Origin of the sequence: Mesorhizobium sp. M0077 (genome assembly GCF_040322955.1) — a bacterium.
GTDB lineage: Bacteria > Pseudomonadota > Alphaproteobacteria > Rhizobiales > Rhizobiaceae > Mesorhizobium.
In genome coordinates, this window is sequence record NZ_JAMYUL010000002.1 from 179,875 (window position 1) to 198,851 (window position 18,977).

13 protein-coding genes and 2 pseudogenes are annotated in these 18,977 nt (G+C 58.3%); 13 read left to right on the forward strand and 2 right to left on the reverse strand.

Annotated elements, in window-relative coordinates; genetic code table 11:
* Positions 1 to 432: 432 nt before the first annotated feature.
* The 10 genes and pseudogenes from NKJ57_RS05045 to NKJ57_RS30870 all read left to right on the forward strand — a co-directional run bounded on the left by NKJ57_RS05045 (position 433) and on the right by NKJ57_RS30870 (position 11,948).
* Positions 433 to 4,197, forward strand: a complete 3,765-nt coding sequence (locus NKJ57_RS05045; protein ID WP_352512656.1) for a vitamin B12-dependent ribonucleotide reductase — start codon at positions 433 to 435, stop codon at positions 4,195 to 4,197.
* A 386-nt stretch (positions 4,198 to 4,583) separates the two neighbouring features.
* Positions 4,584 to 5,117, forward strand: coding sequence for a hypothetical protein (locus NKJ57_RS05050; protein ID WP_352512657.1), 534 nt, complete (start codon positions 4,584 to 4,586; stop codon positions 5,115 to 5,117).
* 8 nt (positions 5,118 to 5,125) lie between these two features.
* The gene (locus NKJ57_RS05055) at positions 5,126 to 5,569 is read left to right on the forward strand and encodes a TIR domain-containing protein (protein ID WP_352512659.1); all 444 of its coding nucleotides are present in this window, start codon (positions 5,126 to 5,128) and stop codon (positions 5,567 to 5,569) included.
* A 20-nt stretch (positions 5,570 to 5,589) separates the two neighbouring features.
* Complete coding sequence (locus tag NKJ57_RS05060) at positions 5,590 to 7,047, forward strand: SIR2 family protein (RefSeq protein WP_352512660.1); 1,458 nt, start codon at positions 5,590 to 5,592, stop codon at positions 7,045 to 7,047.
* Between the two features lie 246 nt (positions 7,048 to 7,293).
* Positions 7,294 to 7,590 carry a hypothetical protein gene (locus NKJ57_RS05065; protein WP_352512662.1) on the forward strand — a complete coding sequence of 99 codons (297 nt, stop codon included), beginning with the start codon at positions 7,294 to 7,296 and terminating at the stop codon, positions 7,588 to 7,590.
* Complete coding sequence (locus tag NKJ57_RS05070; protein WP_352573656.1) at positions 7,556 to 8,554, forward strand: MvdC/MvdD family ATP grasp protein; 999 nt, start codon at positions 7,556 to 7,558, stop codon at positions 8,552 to 8,554. The genes NKJ57_RS05065 and NKJ57_RS05070 overlap by 35 nt, the downstream gene beginning before the upstream one ends.
* Positions 8,551 to 9,213: a Pycsar system effector family protein gene (locus NKJ57_RS05075; RefSeq protein ID WP_352512666.1), complete on the forward strand. Its 663-nt coding sequence runs from the start codon at positions 8,551 to 8,553 to the stop codon at positions 9,211 to 9,213. Before NKJ57_RS05070 ends, NKJ57_RS05075 begins: the two co-directional genes overlap by 4 nt.
* 427 nt (positions 9,214 to 9,640) lie before the next feature.
* Complete coding sequence (locus NKJ57_RS05080; protein ID WP_352512668.1) at positions 9,641 to 10,282, forward strand: hypothetical protein; 642 nt, start codon at positions 9,641 to 9,643, stop codon at positions 10,280 to 10,282.
* A 286-nt stretch (positions 10,283 to 10,568) separates the two neighbouring features.
* Positions 10,569 to 10,919, forward strand: a complete 351-nt coding sequence (locus NKJ57_RS05085) for a hypothetical protein (protein WP_352512670.1) — start codon at positions 10,569 to 10,571, stop codon at positions 10,917 to 10,919.
* A 77-nt stretch (positions 10,920 to 10,996) separates the two neighbouring features.
* Positions 10,997 to 11,948: pseudogene (locus NKJ57_RS30870) on the forward strand (IS630 family transposase).
* A 320-nt stretch (positions 11,949 to 12,268) separates the two neighbouring features.
* Here the strand turns inward: NKJ57_RS30870 and NKJ57_RS05100 are convergent.
* Positions 12,269 to 13,126: a hypothetical protein gene (locus NKJ57_RS05100; RefSeq protein ID WP_352512717.1), complete on the reverse strand. Its 858-nt coding sequence runs from the start codon at positions 13,124 to 13,126 to the stop codon at positions 12,269 to 12,271.
* A 111-nt stretch (positions 13,127 to 13,237) separates the two neighbouring features.
* Positions 13,238 to 13,405, reverse strand: a pseudogene (locus NKJ57_RS05105) (DUF4236 domain-containing protein); the annotation flags it as partial.
* 373 nt (positions 13,406 to 13,778) lie between these two features.
* On the opposite strand from NKJ57_RS05105, the gene NKJ57_RS05110 reads away from it, so the two are divergent.
* The 3 genes from NKJ57_RS05110 to NKJ57_RS05120 all read left to right on the forward strand — a co-directional run bounded on the left by NKJ57_RS05110 (position 13,779) and on the right by NKJ57_RS05120 (position 18,703).
* Positions 13,779 to 14,636, forward strand: coding sequence for a metallophosphoesterase (locus tag NKJ57_RS05110; RefSeq protein WP_352512676.1), 858 nt, complete (start codon positions 13,779 to 13,781; stop codon positions 14,634 to 14,636).
* Between the two features lie 208 nt (positions 14,637 to 14,844).
* Complete coding sequence (locus NKJ57_RS05115; protein WP_352512677.1) at positions 14,845 to 14,994, forward strand: hypothetical protein; 150 nt, start codon at positions 14,845 to 14,847, stop codon at positions 14,992 to 14,994.
* Positions 14,995 to 15,268: 274 nt separating this feature from the next.
* Positions 15,269 to 18,703, forward strand: coding sequence for a class I SAM-dependent DNA methyltransferase (locus NKJ57_RS05120; RefSeq protein ID WP_352512679.1), 3,435 nt, complete (start codon positions 15,269 to 15,271; stop codon positions 18,701 to 18,703).
* Positions 18,704 to 18,977: the final 274 nt, after the last annotated feature.

Below are 18,977 nucleotides of genomic sequence, written 5' to 3' on the forward strand. Positions count from 1 at the left end.
CGACCGGAGAGTTTCGAGCCCGGTCATTTTTCCCGGATTTTGTGCGTTTTGGCCATGATTTCTGCCTGTTTACGAGGCTGGCGGAAGCGTTGGATCGTGGGGGCTTCGGGAGCGAAAAGGGAGATTTGTCGGACTGGAATAAATTGTCTGTTAACACTATATTTAGTGTTTGCAGGCAGGTTCGACGCTAGATAGTGTGAATTTCCCTCGGTCGAGGGAATCGAGGAAAAATTCAGTTTTGAGGGACCCGCAGGGTTCGGCGCAGAGTTGGAACAGCGGCTTCGTAAGAAGCTCGACCAGCAAGGCGACGAAGACTGCCACAAGGAGAGCCGGTGTTTTCGAACGCCGGCAGACGGCGGACATGCGCGTTTCGCATTGGGGGCAGAAATCCCCGGGGAAAAGCGCTATATATAGACAAAAGGGACCGGACCAATGCGCATCGAGCGTCGTTTCACCAAGCCAGGCCAATCAGCTTACGCGGAGATCGAATTCCGCAAGGCGCTTTCGGAGATCAAGAATCCGGACGGCTCGGTGGTGTTCCGCTTGGACAATATCGATGTGCCGGCGCAGTTCTCGCAGGTTGCCGCCGACATCCTGGCGCAGAAGTATTTCCGCAAGGCCGGCGTGCCCGCGCGCCTGAAGAAGGTCGAGGAGAACGACGTCCCCTCCTTCCTGTGGCGCTCCGTCGCCGACGAGGCCGAGCTTGCCAAGCTGCCGGAAGCCGAGCGCTACGGTTCCGAAATCGACGCCCGCCAGGTCTTCGACCGGCTGGCCGGCACCTGGACCTATTGGGGCTACAAGGGCGGCTACTTCAAGTCGGAAGAAGACGCGAGCGCCTTCCGCGACGAACTCGCCTATATGCTCGCCACCCAGCGCGTTGCGCCGAACTCGCCGCAATGGTTCAACACCGGTCTGCACTGGGCCTACGGCATCGATGGTCCGAGCCAGGGCCACTATTATGTCGACCCGTTTACCGGCAAGCTGACCAAGTCGAAGTCCTCCTACGAGCATCCGCAGCCACATGCCTGTTTCATCCAGGGCGTGCAGGACGATCTCGTCAACGAAGGCGGCATCATGGACCTGTGGGTGCGCGAAGCGCGCCTGTTCAAATACGGCTCGGGCACCGGCTCCAATTTCTCCATGCTGCGCGGCGAAGGCGAAAAGCTGTCGGGCGGCGGCCGTTCGTCCGGCCTGATGAGCTTCCTCAAGATCGGCGACCGCGCGGCGGGCGCCATCAAGTCGGGCGGCACCACGCGTCGTGCGGCCAAGATGGTCATTGTCGACGCCGACCATCCCGATATCGAGGAATTCATCGACTGGAAGGTCAATGAAGAGCAGAAGGTGGCGTCGCTGGTCACCGGCTCCAAGATCGTGAAAAAACATCTCGAAGCGATCATGAAGGCCTGCATCAATTGCGAAGGCCATGATGACGATTGCTTCGACCCGTCGATGAACACCGCGCTGAAGCGCGAGATCAAGGCGGCCAAGAAGTCGGCCGTGCCGGAGAACTACATCTACCGTGTCATCCAGTTCGCCAAGCAGGGCTACACCTCGATGTCGTTCAAGACCTACGACACCGACTGGGATTCCGATGCCTACCTCACGGTCTCGGGCCAGAACTCGAACAATTCGGTGTCGCTGAAGGACAATTTCCTGCGCGCCGTCGAGAACGATGCCGACTGGCACCTGACCGCCCGCAAGGACGGCAAGGTCTTGAAGACGCTCAAGGCTCGCGACCTCTGGGAAAAGATCGGCTACGCCGCCTGGGCGTCGGCCGACCCGGGCCTGCATTTCAACACGACGATGAACGACTGGCATACCTGCGCTTCGGCCGGTGCGATCCGGGCCTCCAACCCGTGCTCGGAATACATGTTCCTCGACGACACGGCCTGCAACCTCGCCTCGATCAACCTTTTGCCCTACCGCAATGCCGATGGCACGATCGACATCGCCGCCTATGAGCACACGGTGCGGCTGTGGACCGTCGTCCTCGAAATCTCGGTGATGATGGCGCAGTTCCCGTCGAAGGAGATCGCCAAGCAGTCCTACGAGTACCGCACGCTCGGCCTCGGCTATGCCAACATTGGCGGCCTGCTGATGACGTCCGGCATTCCCTATGATTCCGACGAGGGCCGCGCCATCTGCGCCGCACTCACCGCCATCATGACCGGCACTGCCTATGCCACTTCGGCCGAGATGGCCGGCGAGCTCGGCGCCTTCGCCGATTACGACCGCAATGCCCAGAACATGCTGCGCGTCATGCGCAACCATCGCCGTGCCGCCTATGGCGAGAAACAGGGCTACGAGAAGCTCGCCGTCAATCCGGTGCCGCTGGTCGCGTCCGACCTGAAGCAGCAGGAATTGGCCACGCACGCCAAGGCTGCCTGGGACCGCGCCATCGAACTCGGCGAAGAGCATGGCTACCGCAATGCGCAGGCGACCGTGATTGCGCCGACCGGCACGATCGGCCTGGTCATGGATTGCGATACCACCGGCATCGAGCCCGACTTCGCGCTGGTGAAGTTCAAGAAGCTTGCCGGCGGCGGCTATTTCAAGATCATCAATCGCGCCGTGCCGGAAGCGCTGCGCACGCTGGGTTACTCAGAAAGCCAGATCGCCGAGATCGAGGCCTATGCGGTCGGTCACGGCAACATGAACCAGGCGCCGGCGGTCAACCCCGGCTCGCTCAAGGCGAAGGGCTTTACCGATGACAAGATCGCGGCGCTCAATGCAGCACTGAAGTCGGCCTTCGACATCAAGTTCGTCTTCAACCAGTGGACGCTCGGCGCCGACTGGGTGAAGGAGACGTTCGGCTTCACCGACGAGCAGCTCAACGACTTCTCGTTCGAGATGCTGCCGGCGCTCGGCTTCTCCAGGAAGGACATCGAAGCCGCCAACATCCATGTCTGCGGTGCGATGACGCTGGAAGGCGCGCCCTTCCTCAAGGCCGAGCATCTCGCGGTGTTCGACTGCGCCAGCCCGTGCGGCAAGATCGGCAAGCGCTCGCTGTCCATCAACAGCCACATCCAGATGATGGCGGCGGCACAGCCTTTCATCTCCGGCGCCATCTCCAAGACCATCAACATGCCCAACGATGCGACGGTGGAAGACGCCAAGGGCGCCTACATGCTGTCGTGGAAGCTGGCGCTGAAGGCCAACGCGCTCTATCGCGACGGCTCGAAGCTGTCGCAGCCGCTCAATTCGTCGCTGCTCGCCGACAGCGAGGACGACGAGGACGATGCGGTCGAGCAGTTGATCGCGGCGCCCGCTTCACAGCGTGCCGTGCAGGTCACCGAGAAGATCGTCGAGCGCGTCATCGAACGCCTCTACCGCGATCGTGAAAAACTGCCGAATCGCCGCAAGGGCTACACCCAGAAGGCAGTCGTCGGCGGCCACAAGGTCTACCTGCGCACGGGCGAATTCGACGACGGCCGCATCGGCGAGATCTTCATCGACATGCACAAAGAAGGCGCCGCTTTCCGGGCGATGATGAACAACTTCGCCATCGCCATCTCGCTTGGCTTGCAATATGGCGTGCCGCTCGAGGAATTTGTCGAGGCCTTCACCTTCACCAAATTCGAGCCGGCCGGCATGGTGCAGGGCAACGACGCGATCAAGAACGCGACGTCGATCCTCGACTACGTGTTCCGCGAACTCGCCGTGTCCTACCTCGGCCGCCACGACCTCGCCCATGTCGACCAGTCGGATTTCGACAAGACGGCGCTCGGACGCGGCATCAACGAAGGCAAGGCGACGCCGTTCTCGAAGGGCCTTACCCGCGGCGCCTCGCCGGTCAAGTTGGTGTCTGGCCTAGGTGGCGAACCCAAGGGTTTTGCCGGATCACCTGCCGCGGCCCCTGCCCGGGTCACCCCAACTGCGTTCTCAGGCTCCAATGTGCTGGCGCTTAAACCAGCAAGCGACGAAGCCATCGCCTACAAGCGCGACTATGAGGAGCGAGCCAAGGAATTGGTCGAAGATATTGTTTCCGAGGAGGCAGCCGACCCCACCGGTTTGTTCACCGACGAAGCAGCGAAAGAAGCGGCCGAGGCAAAGGCGCTTGCCTCCACGCGGCGTCAGCAATCCTTGATGCAAGGCTACACCGGCAACGAATGCTCGGAATGCCACAACTTCACCATGGTGCGGAACGGAACCTGCGAGAAGTGCGACACCTGCGGTTCTACGAGCGGGTGCAGCTGAGAAGGAGCACCGATGGTGCCACACTCAAAGTTGGGTACCTGAAAGCCAATGTTTTGTACCTGGAGCGGCTCGACGGCCGCTCGTCAGACCATCGGAAGGTGAGAAGGAAGGATAGCGCAAACGCCAGGCAATTCTTGAGCAAGCGACCTATCGGCGCTAGATCGGCCGCGAAACTTTGCTCCTGCGCGCGTTAAACGCAAATTTCGCCCCGCCAGGTGAGTCCCTCCCAAAAGCGGTAGATTCCGGGTGCCTCGGCGCCCGGAAAATGATTCTTAGGAGCGAAACGAAATCCAAAGGGGGCCGGATTGGCTTTTCTGACCGAGGACCAAGTTAGGCGCCGCGCCCAGAGCCGGGCGCAACGCCAGGGCATGACTGTGGAGAGAGCCTTGAACTCCGTCGCGAGGGCCGACAAGAGCAACTACGACGTGTTCTTGTCGCAAACCATCAGGGATCGAGAACTTGTGTTGGGGGTCTACGCAATTCTGACGGAAGACCTCGGTCTGACTGTTTTCTGTGATTGGATCGACTCACCCGACACAGATCGCGCAAACGTCACACCCGAGAATGCGCACTATGTTCGCGAGAAAATGAAGCACAGCGATTCACTCCTTTTCCTGGACACCCAGAACGCTGACCAGTCGAAATGGATGTGCTGGGAACTGGGATGGTTCGATGCAGCCAAGGGCAAGGTGGGCGTCCTTCCCGTGGTTCGGAGCGCGAATGATCCCTACCGCGGTCGCGAGTTCCTCGGTCTTTACCCAGTAGTCGAGATCGACGCGATGCAGAAGCTGAAGGTCTCGGCGACACCAGAACTCTTACGGCGGATCATGACACCCGGACAGGTCTACGGGCTCGCAACTTCATTTCCGCTCAAATTCTGGGCCACCGCGTCACGCGATCCTTTGTCCTACCTACGATAGGAATACCAATGGCATACCGCACATTTTTCAGCTTCCACTATCAGCGCGATATTTGGCGCGTGAACATCGTTCGCAATAGCAACATCATCGACGGCGCGGCCGCCGCTGGCTGGCACGACGCCTCCCTGTGGGAAGAGGCCAAACGTCAAGGCGATGCCGCGATCAAGCGCCTGATCGATAAAGGTTTGGAACGAACCAGCGTCACGGTTGTGTGCATTGGGGCTCAGACGGCATCCCGGAAATACGTTGGATATGAGATCGAGCAGTCTGCGCTTCGTGGCAACCTGCTTTTGGGTGTTCGCATTCACCATCTCCGTGACCAGTTCGGCTCGGCAGACAGTCCCGGTTTCGTCCCTCCACTACTCTCTAGCTACCGCGCTCCTGTCATAGATTTCTCGACATCCGATCAGCTTGGGCGGGCAATCGAACGGCTGATGATGGCGCGCGCGTAGTCAGGAAGAAGTCTCACCTGATGCGCCACGAGAAATTCATTGAGGAATACGTTCAGGCCCTGCAACAGGAAAACGCGGGGTTGTTTGTCGGCGCTGGCCTATCGACAAGCGCGGGCTATCCGAGTTGGAAAGACCTCGTGCACGACTTGGCGGAGGACATCGGCCTTGACGTGAACCTGGAAACCGATCTTCCGGGAGTGGTGCAATATTTCCTGAACAGCGCGGGGAGAAAGCGCACCCGTCTTGCTAGCCTGATTTCAAAGGAGATCGGCATTGACAAGCGAATCCCCGAAATCCTTCACACGCTCGCCCGCTTCCCATTGAAACACATCTGGACCACGAATTACGACGAGCTTCTCGAACGAGCGTGGCGGGAGCAACGACTTTTCCTCGAGGTCAATACAACGAAGCAAAATCTCGTCATCAACAACCCTGCTGCACACGCACAGTTGTACAAAATGCACGGTACGGTGGGAAATCCATCTGATGTCGTGATCGCCAAGGGGGACTATGAAGGCTACCGCCGTGAGCGCGGCGAGTTCCTGAACCTGCTGCACAGCCACCTTGTTTCCCGGCGCATGCTGTTCCTTGGCTTTTCGTTCACGGACCCCAATCTCTCCCAGTTGTTCACTCTTATCCGGGACTCATTCGGCGATATGCCGCCTGAGCACTATGCGGTCGTCAAACGTCCGCAACGCGGAGACTTCGCAGGTCGCGGTGCCAAGGCGCGTTTCGCATATGCAGATCGGCGACACAAGCTGTGGGTCAAGGACCTGGAAAATTACGGAATCCAATGCATCGAAGTCGACGCTTGGGCAGAGTTGGATGAACTAATGAAAGCCGTCGAGCAGAGGCTCGCCGCGGCAAGCGTGATGGTATCCGGCAGCTGCCCTGAGGTACTTCCCGAAGGAGAACCCGACTATCGGCGAAAGATCGAGGCGGTGGCTCAAGGCGTGGGCAAATTCCTAATCCACGAGAACTACCGCATTGTGTCGGGATTCGGCCTCGTTGTCGGCAGTGCGACCCTGTCAGGCGCGCTCGATGAACTCTATCGTGATGTCGCTCCGAATCTTGAGCGTCGGCTTTTCCTCCGGCCCTTCCCGCAGCTCATTCCGCCCGGACAGGATCGGCAAGAATTTTACCGTCGCTACCGGGAAGATCTCGTCCGCCAAGCGGGAGCTTGCGTCTTCATATGCGGCGCCAAAATTGACGGCAACTCCGTCGTGGTCGCAGACGGCGTGATAGCCGAGTACGACATACTGAAAGCGCTAGGACGAACGCCCATCCCAATCGGCGCGACAGGCGGTGCAGCCCAGAAAATATGGGAAGCCGTCAACGCCAACTTTCCTGCTGTCTTTGGCACCATGCCAAGGCGTTCATTCGACATTCTCAATGATGCAACCGCGGTGCCCGAGCAGCTTATCAAAGCGGTTGGGGACATATTGAAATGGGTCAGGAAAAACGGGCGCGTGATCTAAAAACTCTGAACAGACACGGCCCGCGTTCGTGTCCTCCGATTTTCATAAAAACGGAGCGGTGCCCATGGCGTTCACTTGTATTAGCTTCTAAACCGTTGTGAGTACACTGTAGCTCGTTTACTAAATCCTTCTGCTAGCGGACTTGAGGCGACCATGCCGATGTCGAGAATTGAGACCATGCACGGATCATCAAGCGAGGTGCCATTCCTAGCTCGCTTCGCTGTCACGAGGTCGGCAGGAGCGACTTTGACTGGAGGCTATGACAGCGCCGAGAGTCTTTGGACCGTCGACGGCCCAGAAGGTCGGGTGCCATTGATTGCACATCGCACGGATCTGGCTGAGCTCCTGACGAAGACCAAGGTTCAGCAGGAGACGGACGATGCCGATATCCCGCTTTTCGAACTCACGACGAAAACGGATGGGAACCCAAATGAAGGCGGGGATCGGAACATGTCAGTCGGCGCGATCCTCGAACTGATTACCAAGACGCACGCTCAGCTCGAAAGCGATGACACGGATCCTCAAGGGCACGGACTCTGGTGACCGTTGTGCCTCGATGGATTGCCTCATCGTCACCAATCAGCGAGACATCACAAGCGACTATATCGTCAGGGAGTTGAAGCGGCGCGGTCGGTCTTTCTTCAGGCTCAACACCGAGATCTTCCCTGCTTCGGAGCTCGCATTCTCCCTGCAGGACGACACCTTCGACCTGCGTTTTGGAGACAACGAGCTTAGGCTTTCCGACGTCAGATCAGCCTATTTCCGTCGTCCCGAAATCCCCGCGCTCACCTCATCGCCGGAGGAATATCGCGAGTATCGCACCAACGAATGGGCGTCGGCGCTGAAGTCGGTGTATCTCTACCTCGGCGACCGATGGTTCAGCCATCCGAGTGCGATTCTGATGGCGGAGGATAAGCCCCGTCAACTGCGGCTGGCCAAGTCACTGGGGTTCGCCGCCCCCCAGACGCTGGTCTCTAACTCGTTCAGCGAAGTTCGCCAGTTCGCCACGGGTAAGACGGTCATCGGCAAGCCGCTGAGACAGGCATTGGTCGGCTCGCCCGATACAGAACAGGTGATCTACACTACACGCCTGCCTGAAATCGCCGAGTCTGACAGGCAAGCCATCAGCGTTGTCCCTGCCATCTATCAGACGGAGATCGCCAAGCAACGATATCTTCGAGTGACCGTCGTGGGCGAGCGGGTGTTCGCGGTTGCCATCGATTCCCAGTCAAGGAGCGAGACAGTCACAGACTGGCGTAGGGGCTCCGTTCCCGATCTCGCTCACGAGCTCGTCGAACTGCCGACGGATATCGAGGCATTGTGCATACTCCTTGTGCAGCAGCTAGATCTCAGGTTCGGTGCCATCGATCTCGTTCTCGATACTGAAGGGCGATACTGGTTCCTAGAATGCAATCCGAATGGTCAGTGGGCTTGGATCGAAAACCGCACTGGCGCGCCGATATCTTCGGCGATAGTGGACGAGCTCGAAAGGATCGGTCGCATATGAAACGCGTCAGGGAGTTTTTCTGGCCAGTTCCCGATCCAATACCCTGCTCCGCAGCGAAGCACGCGAAGGAAGATCGTGAGGGCGAGCTTGCGGCGATCCGGTCGGTTACTTGGAAACTGCCTGAAACTATGGAGCACGCAAGGCAACTGACGGCCGCGGAGAACGAACGAAAGCAAGGCGCCGAAACAAAGGCGTCCCTCTACCTGGCCGTCATCGCCGCGATCGTACCGATCCTTGGTTCGCTCGTGACCGACTTCTTTCAACAGGCCCCAAATTCACCCGGAGACGCGTTCGGCATCGTCACTCTGGCCGTCTTCATCTTCGGCATGGCCTACCTGCTAGCGTGTGGCGTGTGGTCATTTCGAACCTTGAAGGTTTCGGTCTACAGCCGTGTCGATATTACTGAACTGCTCCAGGCAGCAGCGTCCCCTGATCCGGAGCAGCATCTGGTGAAGGAGATGCTCTGTGCTGTCCGGAAGAATCGCGACGAGGCCAATGCCAAAATCACCTGTATTCGGATGGCGCATCTCTTCCTTATCCGCACCTTCTTGACGTTCTCGCTGCTCCTTATAGTCATCGTTCTCTGGAAATCGGTGGCCGCCGGCCTCGAGGGAGCCGCAGCGCTCGGCACCGAAGCTTGGAAAGCGTTCAATGGATAAACAGCGCTTCTGGCTCGGTGCGGCGCCATATCGGACGCTGAGATGGCCGAGTTCTGGAAGTCGCTAAAAACAGGATATTCAGATCACCGTTTCACCGCATTGGCCGACGAGATGGTCATGGTGCCGAACGACTAGGGCACTCCCTTCCCTTGATCGTTCCCGTTCCGAACGGCCAGAAAGAAGGACAGCCGAAGAGATTCTCTCGAAGCCGAACCCTTCCGTCCTCTGGCCGCGCGTAGACGCCACGTGGGCGTGCTCTTGACGTGGGCGTGCTCTTGACCTGAGCCCGTGTTTTGCGCAAATCAAATGATCATCGAGAACGCGAAGTGTCCTACATCATTGCTCATGTGGTCTTCGACCACTCAATTAAAACCTATCCGGTCAACTGCTACAGAACTGACATAGTTGTTGGGGAAGACGTTGTAGAATGGAGGACCAGGCGCTGAAATGGGCGCGCGTTGCCGATCTCAACTATCTCAGTTGGGGTTGTCGGAATACGATCGAATGCTTGGCTCGAGAAGCGAGCTTCACCAAAGACGGGATTGTCCTACCACCCGGAGAAGCTCTGAGTGTCCGCGGACTCGCACGCCCCTATGATCTCGCAGTGCACCTCTACGGGATCGGCTGGATACCAAGACGTCCCGCAAACAAAGCCTACCGAATGGCGTATACGGCCACGAACCAGACGCGAACCGGACTGATCTTGATGCGCAAGAACGGGATAGATGTGCAGATTACCGAAAGCCTTCCCACCGAAGAGATGAGGCCGAACTCCTTGCTTCGAACGAGCAGGACGGATGCGCCTTTCATCGAGCAGCAGTTTCACGGCAGCCTCCACAACGTCTTCGAGCGGACAGCCAACTTCGCCGAAGCCTTCCTGCGCAATGAACCCGGACTCGAAGAGATGGTGGCCCCATTGCGGACTACAAAGACCCTGCCTCGTCGCCCCCATAGAATGCCAGAAGAGGAAATTCTCTATTCGGCGTTCGGCGGCACAGTCGGGCCGATCTACCTGTCAGACGGCATATGGCTCACAGCCGATGGCCGGCTCTACGATTGGGGAAGGTAGTTTCGATGGGTCTTGGTCGGAAAGCTCCTGGCAAAGCTGCAAAGAAGTCGACAAGCCCGAAGGCTCCGATAACGTGAGATTTGAGGCAACAGAGAGAGGACATCAATGGAAAGGGCTTCACGCTTGGTTGCCGCAGCTTTCCATGGCCTTGCGCTAGCCGCCTTCCTGCCGATGACGATGGCTCGTGCGGATTGGCAATTCACCCGATGGGGACAGTCGCCTGACGAAGTTTTGAAATCGAGCAAGATCGCATTGAGCCAATCGACGCCGGAGGACCAAGCTGGGCATGCCTATCCCGCTAATCCGCGGCGCCGCGCTTCTGAATGGCATCTACGCTGCTCCGGAATTCAAGGCCCCGGTCTGGCTATACTTTGCTGACAACAAGTTAAGCGGTGTCTACCTTGAGATTGCGGATGGCGAAACCGCTTCGCTCATCGGAGGCCGACTTTCGAATCAATACGGAGCGCCAGCCGAGAAGAACAGTGGCTCCCAAGGTGACTGCAAATATTCAGCCAAGACATGGAACGACGCGGACCGAGGAAACCGGGTGCATTTCTCGCGGGACGTTTGCGACAGCGGCTTCCATAATTTCGTACTGATCTACACCCCGATCGAACAACCAGACAGCGGGCTCTAAAGCGTGTCGCGATTTAAGGGATTCAGGATTCCCATTGATTTGAGTTCGTGATTCATTGCGGTTGAAAGGAGACCGCGATGGGCAAGCCGCTACCGCTTGAGTTGCGTCGGCGTGTTGTTGCGTATGTCGATGAGGGACATGGTCACCGCGAGGCTGCGCGCCATTTCCGCGTTTCGCCTCGCTTTGTGAACAATCTGATCAACCTGCGCCGGCAGACCGGTTCGCTCGAAGCGCGCCGGCAGGGCCATGTGGGTGGCGGCAAGCTTGAGCCGCATGCCGAGTTTGTCCGCTTGCGGTTGGCCGAGACCGGCGAATTGACGCTGGATGAGCTTTGTGTCGAACTGGAGGTGCGTGGGGTGAGCGTGCACCGCTCCAATGTCGGACGCCTGCTCCATCGCCTGGGGCTCAGTCATAAAAAAAACTCTACTGGCCAGCGAGCAGCAGCGGGCCGACGTGCGCCAGGCGCGTGAGCTGTGGACCGGGCGGCGAAAGCGCTTCTCAACAAGGCTTTGCCGCGGCTGATCTTCATCGATGAGACGTCGACCAACACCAAGCTGACCAAACGCACCGGACTGGGCGCCGAAGGGCGAGCGCTTGAGGACACATGCGCCATTCGGCAAATGGCAGACGCAGACCTTCATCGCCGGGCTGCGATGCCACGGTCTTGTCGCGCCATGGATCGTCAACGCGCCGATGAATGGCGCCATCTTCGAACGCTACGTCGAAACGCAGCTCGCTCCCGAACTGTCGCCCGGTGATGTCGTCATTCTCGACAATGTCGGCTTCCACAAGAATGAGCGCGCCGCCCAACTGGTTCGCCAAAGGGGCGCATGGCTCTTGTTCCTGCCGCCATACTCACCCGATCTCAATCCGATCGAAATGGCCTACTCAAAACTCAAGGCGCGGCTGCGAAAGAAGGCGGCCAGAACCTTCGATTCCCTCTGCGAGGCGCTCGGCGATATCTGCCACCTGTTCGAGCCGGCCGAATGCCGAAACTTCTTCAAGGCTGCCGGATATGAGGCCAATTAATCGCGACGCGCTTTAGAACAACGTTCGGATCGATGCAGCCGCCGGCATCGCCATGTACGCCGTTTCCACGACTGTTTCCTCCCTTGGACCCGGAACACGACAACAGAATAGTAGGCCTGCCCTGACGGCGGCCGTTTACGCATGACGTCGACCAGGTTCTCGATGTGATCGCTGCCTCCACCTCGATCAACCAGATCAAGGACCATCAGAGCGCAGAACCTCAGCCATCCTGTGGCGTCTCCATTGGAATGCTGCCGCGCACGAGAATGAACAACAGCCGCAACGCGTCTCTGAACGCGTGGCAGACTTCTTCGCGAGGATCAGTCGGACCGGCCTGTTCTTCCTGCATGCTCCCCCCTCGACGAAACGAGCCGCCGCAATTCTGCTGCGAATGGTGCCAATCGCCCTTCGGCGCTGATCTGAACCAATTCGTTCAGGCCGCTGCTGCTCGAAAAGCGCCCTTCGTCATAAGCACAGATCGGAATCTGCCTGTTGTCCCTGAAGCGCCTGTCCGGACCGCCATTCCGGTTGGGATGTAGCCAAGTATGCCCCACCACCCTCGCGTCAGACGGGACCCGTCCGTCTTCAACGAACCTTATGCTCTGGACATCCAATTGGAGCTGACCGTATTCGACGGCGCCAACCTTTGCATTGTCGACGACCAGAATCCGATCCGGGAAGAAGTGAAGCACCTGCTTTCCGACAGGGATAGACGGAACGTCGATGTTCGACTTCACAACGCTCGGGCTGGAGAGAGCCAGCCGGATGTTGCTGCGATTTTGGATCCGCGTCGCGCCGCCGTTGCGCTTCCAATTGCGATCGTTTCCCTCGGCTGCGACGTGCCATATGGAGTCTGTTCCGATCAGGCGTTCAAACGACGCGACAAACCCTTGATATCGCTCCAAAACGTCGGGTTCAAAGTCGTATAGAAGGACAACCGAACGCCGGATTTTGTCTAAGTAGGAGCCGACAATCATAGAAATCACGGTGAGAACAACACCAGTTGCAGCGGCGGATTTGAAGCCTGTAAAGAGCAGCCCCGCAACCACCAGCGCTCCAAGCATGATAGCAGCAACACTTAGGCGGATCCTGGCATGCTTTCCGTTAATTTCTGCCAGCAAGGACGCTGCTGACTCAGGAACCATATCGAGCACGGAGCCGCTGTCGATTTCATGCATCACGACTTTATCGCGGTGATGGCGTGGCGTCGGGCCCGGTACGCTACTCACCGAAACGGCAACCGGCTTTCCAGCGGGCCGAGTCGATGGCAAGGTGGCCCTGTAGTAAAAGCCATTTCTTCCGGCATGAATGTAGTTGCCGCGAGGTCCGCTTCCGATCCTGAGTCCCGGTATCCCTACTGACGCTCCGATGCCGGATTTCGACAAATTGAAGCGGAACGGTCCGACTGAAACCGATTTCCGAATATAGAATCCCACGATACGCCCCCCGGCACTCATCCCAAATAATACTGACTTCTAACTTTTCAGCTCAATATCCCTCAACTGATATTTCTCGGAAATTTCTCGAATCGACTATACGGCTCGCATCTGAATTTTGTCGTTCCCCAATTGTCCTCCAAAGTCCACCCAATGTGCTATGCGGCGGCGCGGAACTTTCTCCAGACCTCTGTCTGACACAGCTACCACTTACACCCTTGGGAATGCCGACAAGAAAAGGCAAGATCATTCTGCGGCAGGGCGCTCCAGCACGACTGGAGCCCGGCGCTGAGCAGCATGACCACAGAAAAGCACGATCCAGACCGCCCAATCGAAGCGGATTTAAGAGAAAACCAATGACCTGCAGGTAGGCGTGTCCCGAAAGGAATGACGCTTGCCCCATATAACCTACGCCATCGGCGATATTCACGGCCGTGCCGATCTTCTGGGATCCTTGCTAGCCGTGATCGCAGGAGATGCAGATGCGTCCGATGTCGAGCCTCGGGTGCTATTCCTCGGCGATATCGTCGACCGCGGCCCTTGCAGCCGTGAAGCGATGGATCTCGTCTGCGACACCCTCGCCCGTTGGCCGCGGTCACGGCTGATCCGGGGCAACCACGACGCCTACTTCCTGGACTTTATGACCGCTGACCAGGTTGACGAGGAGAGGTTCGGGAGATGGCTGATGCGGATCGGCGGCTACCAGACCATGGAGTCCTATGGCCTCCTGTCCGTTGGAGGCATGCGGGAAGCCGCGATGGTCTTTCGCGCCAACCATCCGCATCACCTGCAGGCGCTGACGGATGCGTCACCGATCGTCGTCGACGATCGCTTCGCTTACGTTCACGCAGGAATCGATCCTACCCGTTCCATTGGCGACCAAGCCCCCAAGGACTTGATGATGATCCGGGACAGGTTCCTCGATCATGAGGGGCAGCTGTCGCACTTCATCGTGCACGGCCACACCCCGACGTCGGACAGCATGCCAGACTCGAGGCCATGCCGGATCGCCATAGACACGGGTGCCTATGCCTCTGGCAGACTAACCTGTCTGGCGATATCCGCCGATGAACGGAACCTTCACTTCCTGTTTGCTACGGCTTCGGGCGGAAGCATCGAGGTCGCGCGGGGCAGGCAGACGAATGACCGATTTTTTCCGGCTGAAAGCGAAATATCCGGACCTCATTCCGACGACGATGACATTTCAGTGCGGAGTCGGGTGGGAACGGGTTCTGGATCAATATTTCGGTGAGATAGCCCAGGCGTTACCTGCGGGCGCTCGACTGAGCCTCGATCGGGTTTACGAGAAATACGGGAGCTTGAGGATCGATGCTACGGCAGCGGGCATTGTCACCCCCGAGATTAGGCTTGCGCTGGACAAGGCAGAGGTACTCGCAGATTCGCGCTCCTACCGATATTGTGAGACTTGCGGCAAGCCGGGAAGCCTTCGCGACAAGCGAATGTTATACGTCGCATGTGAAGACCATGCTGACGGAGCGGCGGCCCTGCCGCCAGACGAGGGCGGGGTCAGACTGGACGGAATTGCCTACGACTACGATGAAGAGGCCGACGATCTGGTCGTTGTCGAGGTGGAGCGCGAAGGCGACTAGAGCCATTCGGAATGTTGGCATCGTCCCTGAGAAGGCAACGGACTTCGGCCCATCTGCAATGCGACTGACATATCGGCGATTCCATTGAACGCCTTGCGTTGACGGGATTTCTTTGGACGACCTACACATTGAGAGACTTTCGTTCGCCATAACCTCATCTCGTCTTCGCTCAAATTTTCGCTGCAGTGACTGCAGCATCTAACCTATCTAGCTCGTCTACATCACTCCGAATTCATACGTCTTATAGTTTTGGTAACTGCGCGATGTCAGTTTATTGCGTGGGACAGGGCAGAATATTAATAGGGAATTACCAACCGCCGATTTCATCAGGCGGTGGTCCAATCTTGATGGCGGCCAAGAGCGAGCCAATTATTCTCTTTTCTTGGCAGAGCTTTGTGACGTGATTGGAGTAAGGCGGCCTGATCCCGCTTTGGCCGCACATGACTTCAATGACTATGTGTTTGAACGGCGCGTTGAGCGAAAACGCCCAGACGGAACAACAGAAGCTGGTCGGATCGACCTCTATAGACGAGGTTGCTTCATCCTCGAAGCGAAGCAGAGCCGTCTCCGTGGCGGCAAGAAAGCCGTACCTGAAAGCCAGGCAGACCTATTCGCCTCGACAGGTCTTGCAGACACCGCGGTGCCCAGCCTCGATCACGTCATGGTCCTGGCTCGCCGGCAGGCTGAGCGGTATGCCGCGTCCCTGCCTGCCGACCACCCGTATCCCCCATTTATCATCGCATGCGATGTCGGACGCGCTATAGAGCTCTATGCTGATTTTTCCGGTCACGGACGCCACTATGCCCAGTTTCCCGATGCTCGGCAGTTCCGCATTGAACTCGGCCAGTTGGCAAATCCGGAGACGCGAGATCTTCTCCGTGCCGTATGGGAGCAGCCTCAATCCCTGGACCCGGCACAGAAGACGGCGAAAGTCACCCGCGAGCTCGCCGGGCAGCTCGCCGAGATCTCCAAGGCCCTCGAGGGGCGAGGCTTTGAGGCTCGCAGCGTTGCGGTTTTCCTCATGCGGTGCCTTTTCACGATGTTCGTCGAGGACGTCGGCCTTCTCCGCAAGAAGGGCTTTACGGAGCTTCTGACGAAGTGCCTCGACGAGCCCACGCGGTTCACCTTCGAAATCGATGACCTCTGGCGTCACATGGATCGCGGGGAATATTCACCGGGTATCGGCGAGCGGCTGCTTCGATTCAACGGCAAGCTGTTCAAGAACGCCGCCTCCCTTCCGCTGACGAAGGACGAAATACGCCTGCTCCGCGACGCGTCGGATGCCGATTGGCGCGATCTGGAGCCCGCTATCTTCGGCACCCTATTCGAGCAGGCGCTAAACCCTGTTGAGCGGAAGCGGCTGGGAGCGCACTACACGCCGCGCGCTTATGTCGAAAGAGTCGTCGATGCGACCATCATGGAACCCCTAACCAAAGACTGGATTGGCCATCAATCAGCTGCTGATCGCGCGATCCGCAGCGGCTCAATGGCTGCTGCCATTCGCGAGGTCGAAGATTTCCTGAGGCGCCTGGCATCGGTGCGGGTGCTCGACCCGGCATGCGGCACGGGGAATTTCCTCTATGTCGCCCTTCGGCGGATGAAGCAACTGGAGGGTGAAGCGCTAAAGCAATTGCAGGATATCGGAGGCGATGAGGCGGTTGCACGGGTCGCGGACATTTCAGTGAAGCCGGAGCAGTTCTTTGGCATGGAACTCAACAAGCGAGCCGTCGAGATTGCCGAACTGGTCCTATGGATAGGATACATCCAGTGGCACATGCGGACAAGGTCCACAGTGCCCCCTGAGCCAGTCCTGGGCAGCAGCGACCATGTTCACGCGAAGGACGCCTTAATCACCTGGTCGGGCTATCCCCATCCGCAACTCAAGCGCGACGCGGTGGGCAAGCCCGTGGCCGATAGTCACGGCAACGAGATTTACGTCTATCCGAACGCAATCAGCGCGGACTGGCCGCAGGCCGACTTCATCGTCGGGAATCCCCCGTTCATCGGCGGAAAGGATATTCGCGGGCGCCTCGGCTCGGGTTACGCCGAAGCATTGTGGGCCGCTAATCCGCAGATGAATCCTGCGGCGGATTTCGTGATGTATTGGTGGGACCGTGCAGCCGAGCTGCTCGTCAGAAAAGATAGTCGACTGCGTCGCTTCGGCTTCGTCACGACGAACTCCATAACGCAGGTCTTTCAGCGCCGGGTCCTTGAGCGGCACCTGTCGAGCACTTCGCCTATTTCACTTGTTCTCGCCATTCCGGACCACCCATGGACCAAGGCATCGAAAGACGCCGCCGCCGTCAGAATTGCAATGACCGTGGCTGAAGCCGGCGAACGGGATGGCGTCGTGCGCCTCACGACCCGAGAAGAAGGTCTTGACACCGATGAACCAACGATCGAGTTCATTGAACGTGTGGGCAAGATCAATCCTGATCTCACGATCGGAGTGGACGTGACCAAGGCGAAGGCGTTGGTGGCCAATGACGCGATCTGCTCGCCGGGAGTGAAGCTCCATGGCGATGGCTTCATCGTCACTCGGGAGAAGGCCATTGAACTCGGCCTTGCAAAGCGGCCAGGCCTCGACCGGCATATCCGCGAGTATAGGAATGGCAGGGATCTGACATCACGGCCGCGCGGAGTGATGGTCATTGACTTGTTTGGCACCTCTTCTGACGAAGTTCGACGTGAGTTTCCTGAGGTCTACCAACATCTCTTGGATACAGTGAAGCCGGAGCGGGACCGGAACAATCGAGCCTCCTACCGAGAGAAATGGTGGTGGTTTGGTGAGCCACGAAGGGAACTCCGACCAGCAATCGAAGGTCTGTCCCGCTACATCGCCACAGTCGAAACGATGAAGCATCGGATCTTCCAGTTCGTCGATGGCCAGGTACTTCCAGACAACAAGCTTGTGGTGATGGCACTCGATGACGCTTTCGTTCTCGGCGTATTGTCATCGCGCGTGCATGTGGCTTGGTCACTAGCGGCGGGCGGCAGGCTTGGGGTTGGAAACGACCCCGTTTATGTGAAATCTAAGTGTTTCGATCCCTTCCCGTTTCCTCATGCCACCGCATCGGCTCGCACCGAAATTGGCAAGATTGCTGAGGAACTCGACGAGACACGCAAACGAGTCCTTGCCGAGCATCCCGACATAACTCTAACCGCGCTTTACAATGTTCTTGAAGCCATCCTTGCGGGTAGCCAACTCTCCCGCAAGGAGCAAGATTTGCGAAGCCGCGGCTGTGTTCTGATTCTGCGGGAACTTCACGGTCGGCTCGACGCAGCTGTTCTGAAATCCTACGGGTGGCAGGCAGATGTTAGCGTCGAGAAAATCCTTGACGGCCTTGTTCGACTGAACGAAGTCCGGGCTGCCGACGAGCGTCGAGGCTTCATCAAATGGCTGCGCCCCGAATACCAGATCGAAAAGATCGGTCCGCTGGCACACCGCGGCGATCGCGTACAGGGGATCCTCTCCACCAAAGCGAAGAGCAGAAAGACAGCATTCCCCGCCGCACGGCTGGAGCAGGCTCAGATCGTGCTGGATATCATGGGTCGCGCGAAGGCACCTATTTCGGCGGAGGAAATCGCCGCGACGTTCTCATCACCAGAACAGACCGTCACCGAAGTGCGAGACGTGCTTCAGTCCTTGGCCCGGCTCGGCCAAGCGGAAAGCCACGACAACGGAAGTAGCTTCTTCCGGGCGGCATAGGCGCTACTCTTCGATACTACGGCCTCTTCATTGTCAGCCATAGCGTTTATCCACCTCTTCCATATAGACGCATACAGGACATGAGGCGGCCGCGCCTCCCTTGGTGTTCCCGTTGGAGAGGTAACTATCCCGAAACGCGAAACGGCACGTCAGCAAGGGTCAAACTGGGGGCAACGTTGACGTTACTGGGCGTCTGCTCTGGGAACTGCCGGATGCGCTTCGGCCGGAGAAGCTTACTGTCAGTCCCTGTCGCTAGGATTTTGCGCTGTTCGAC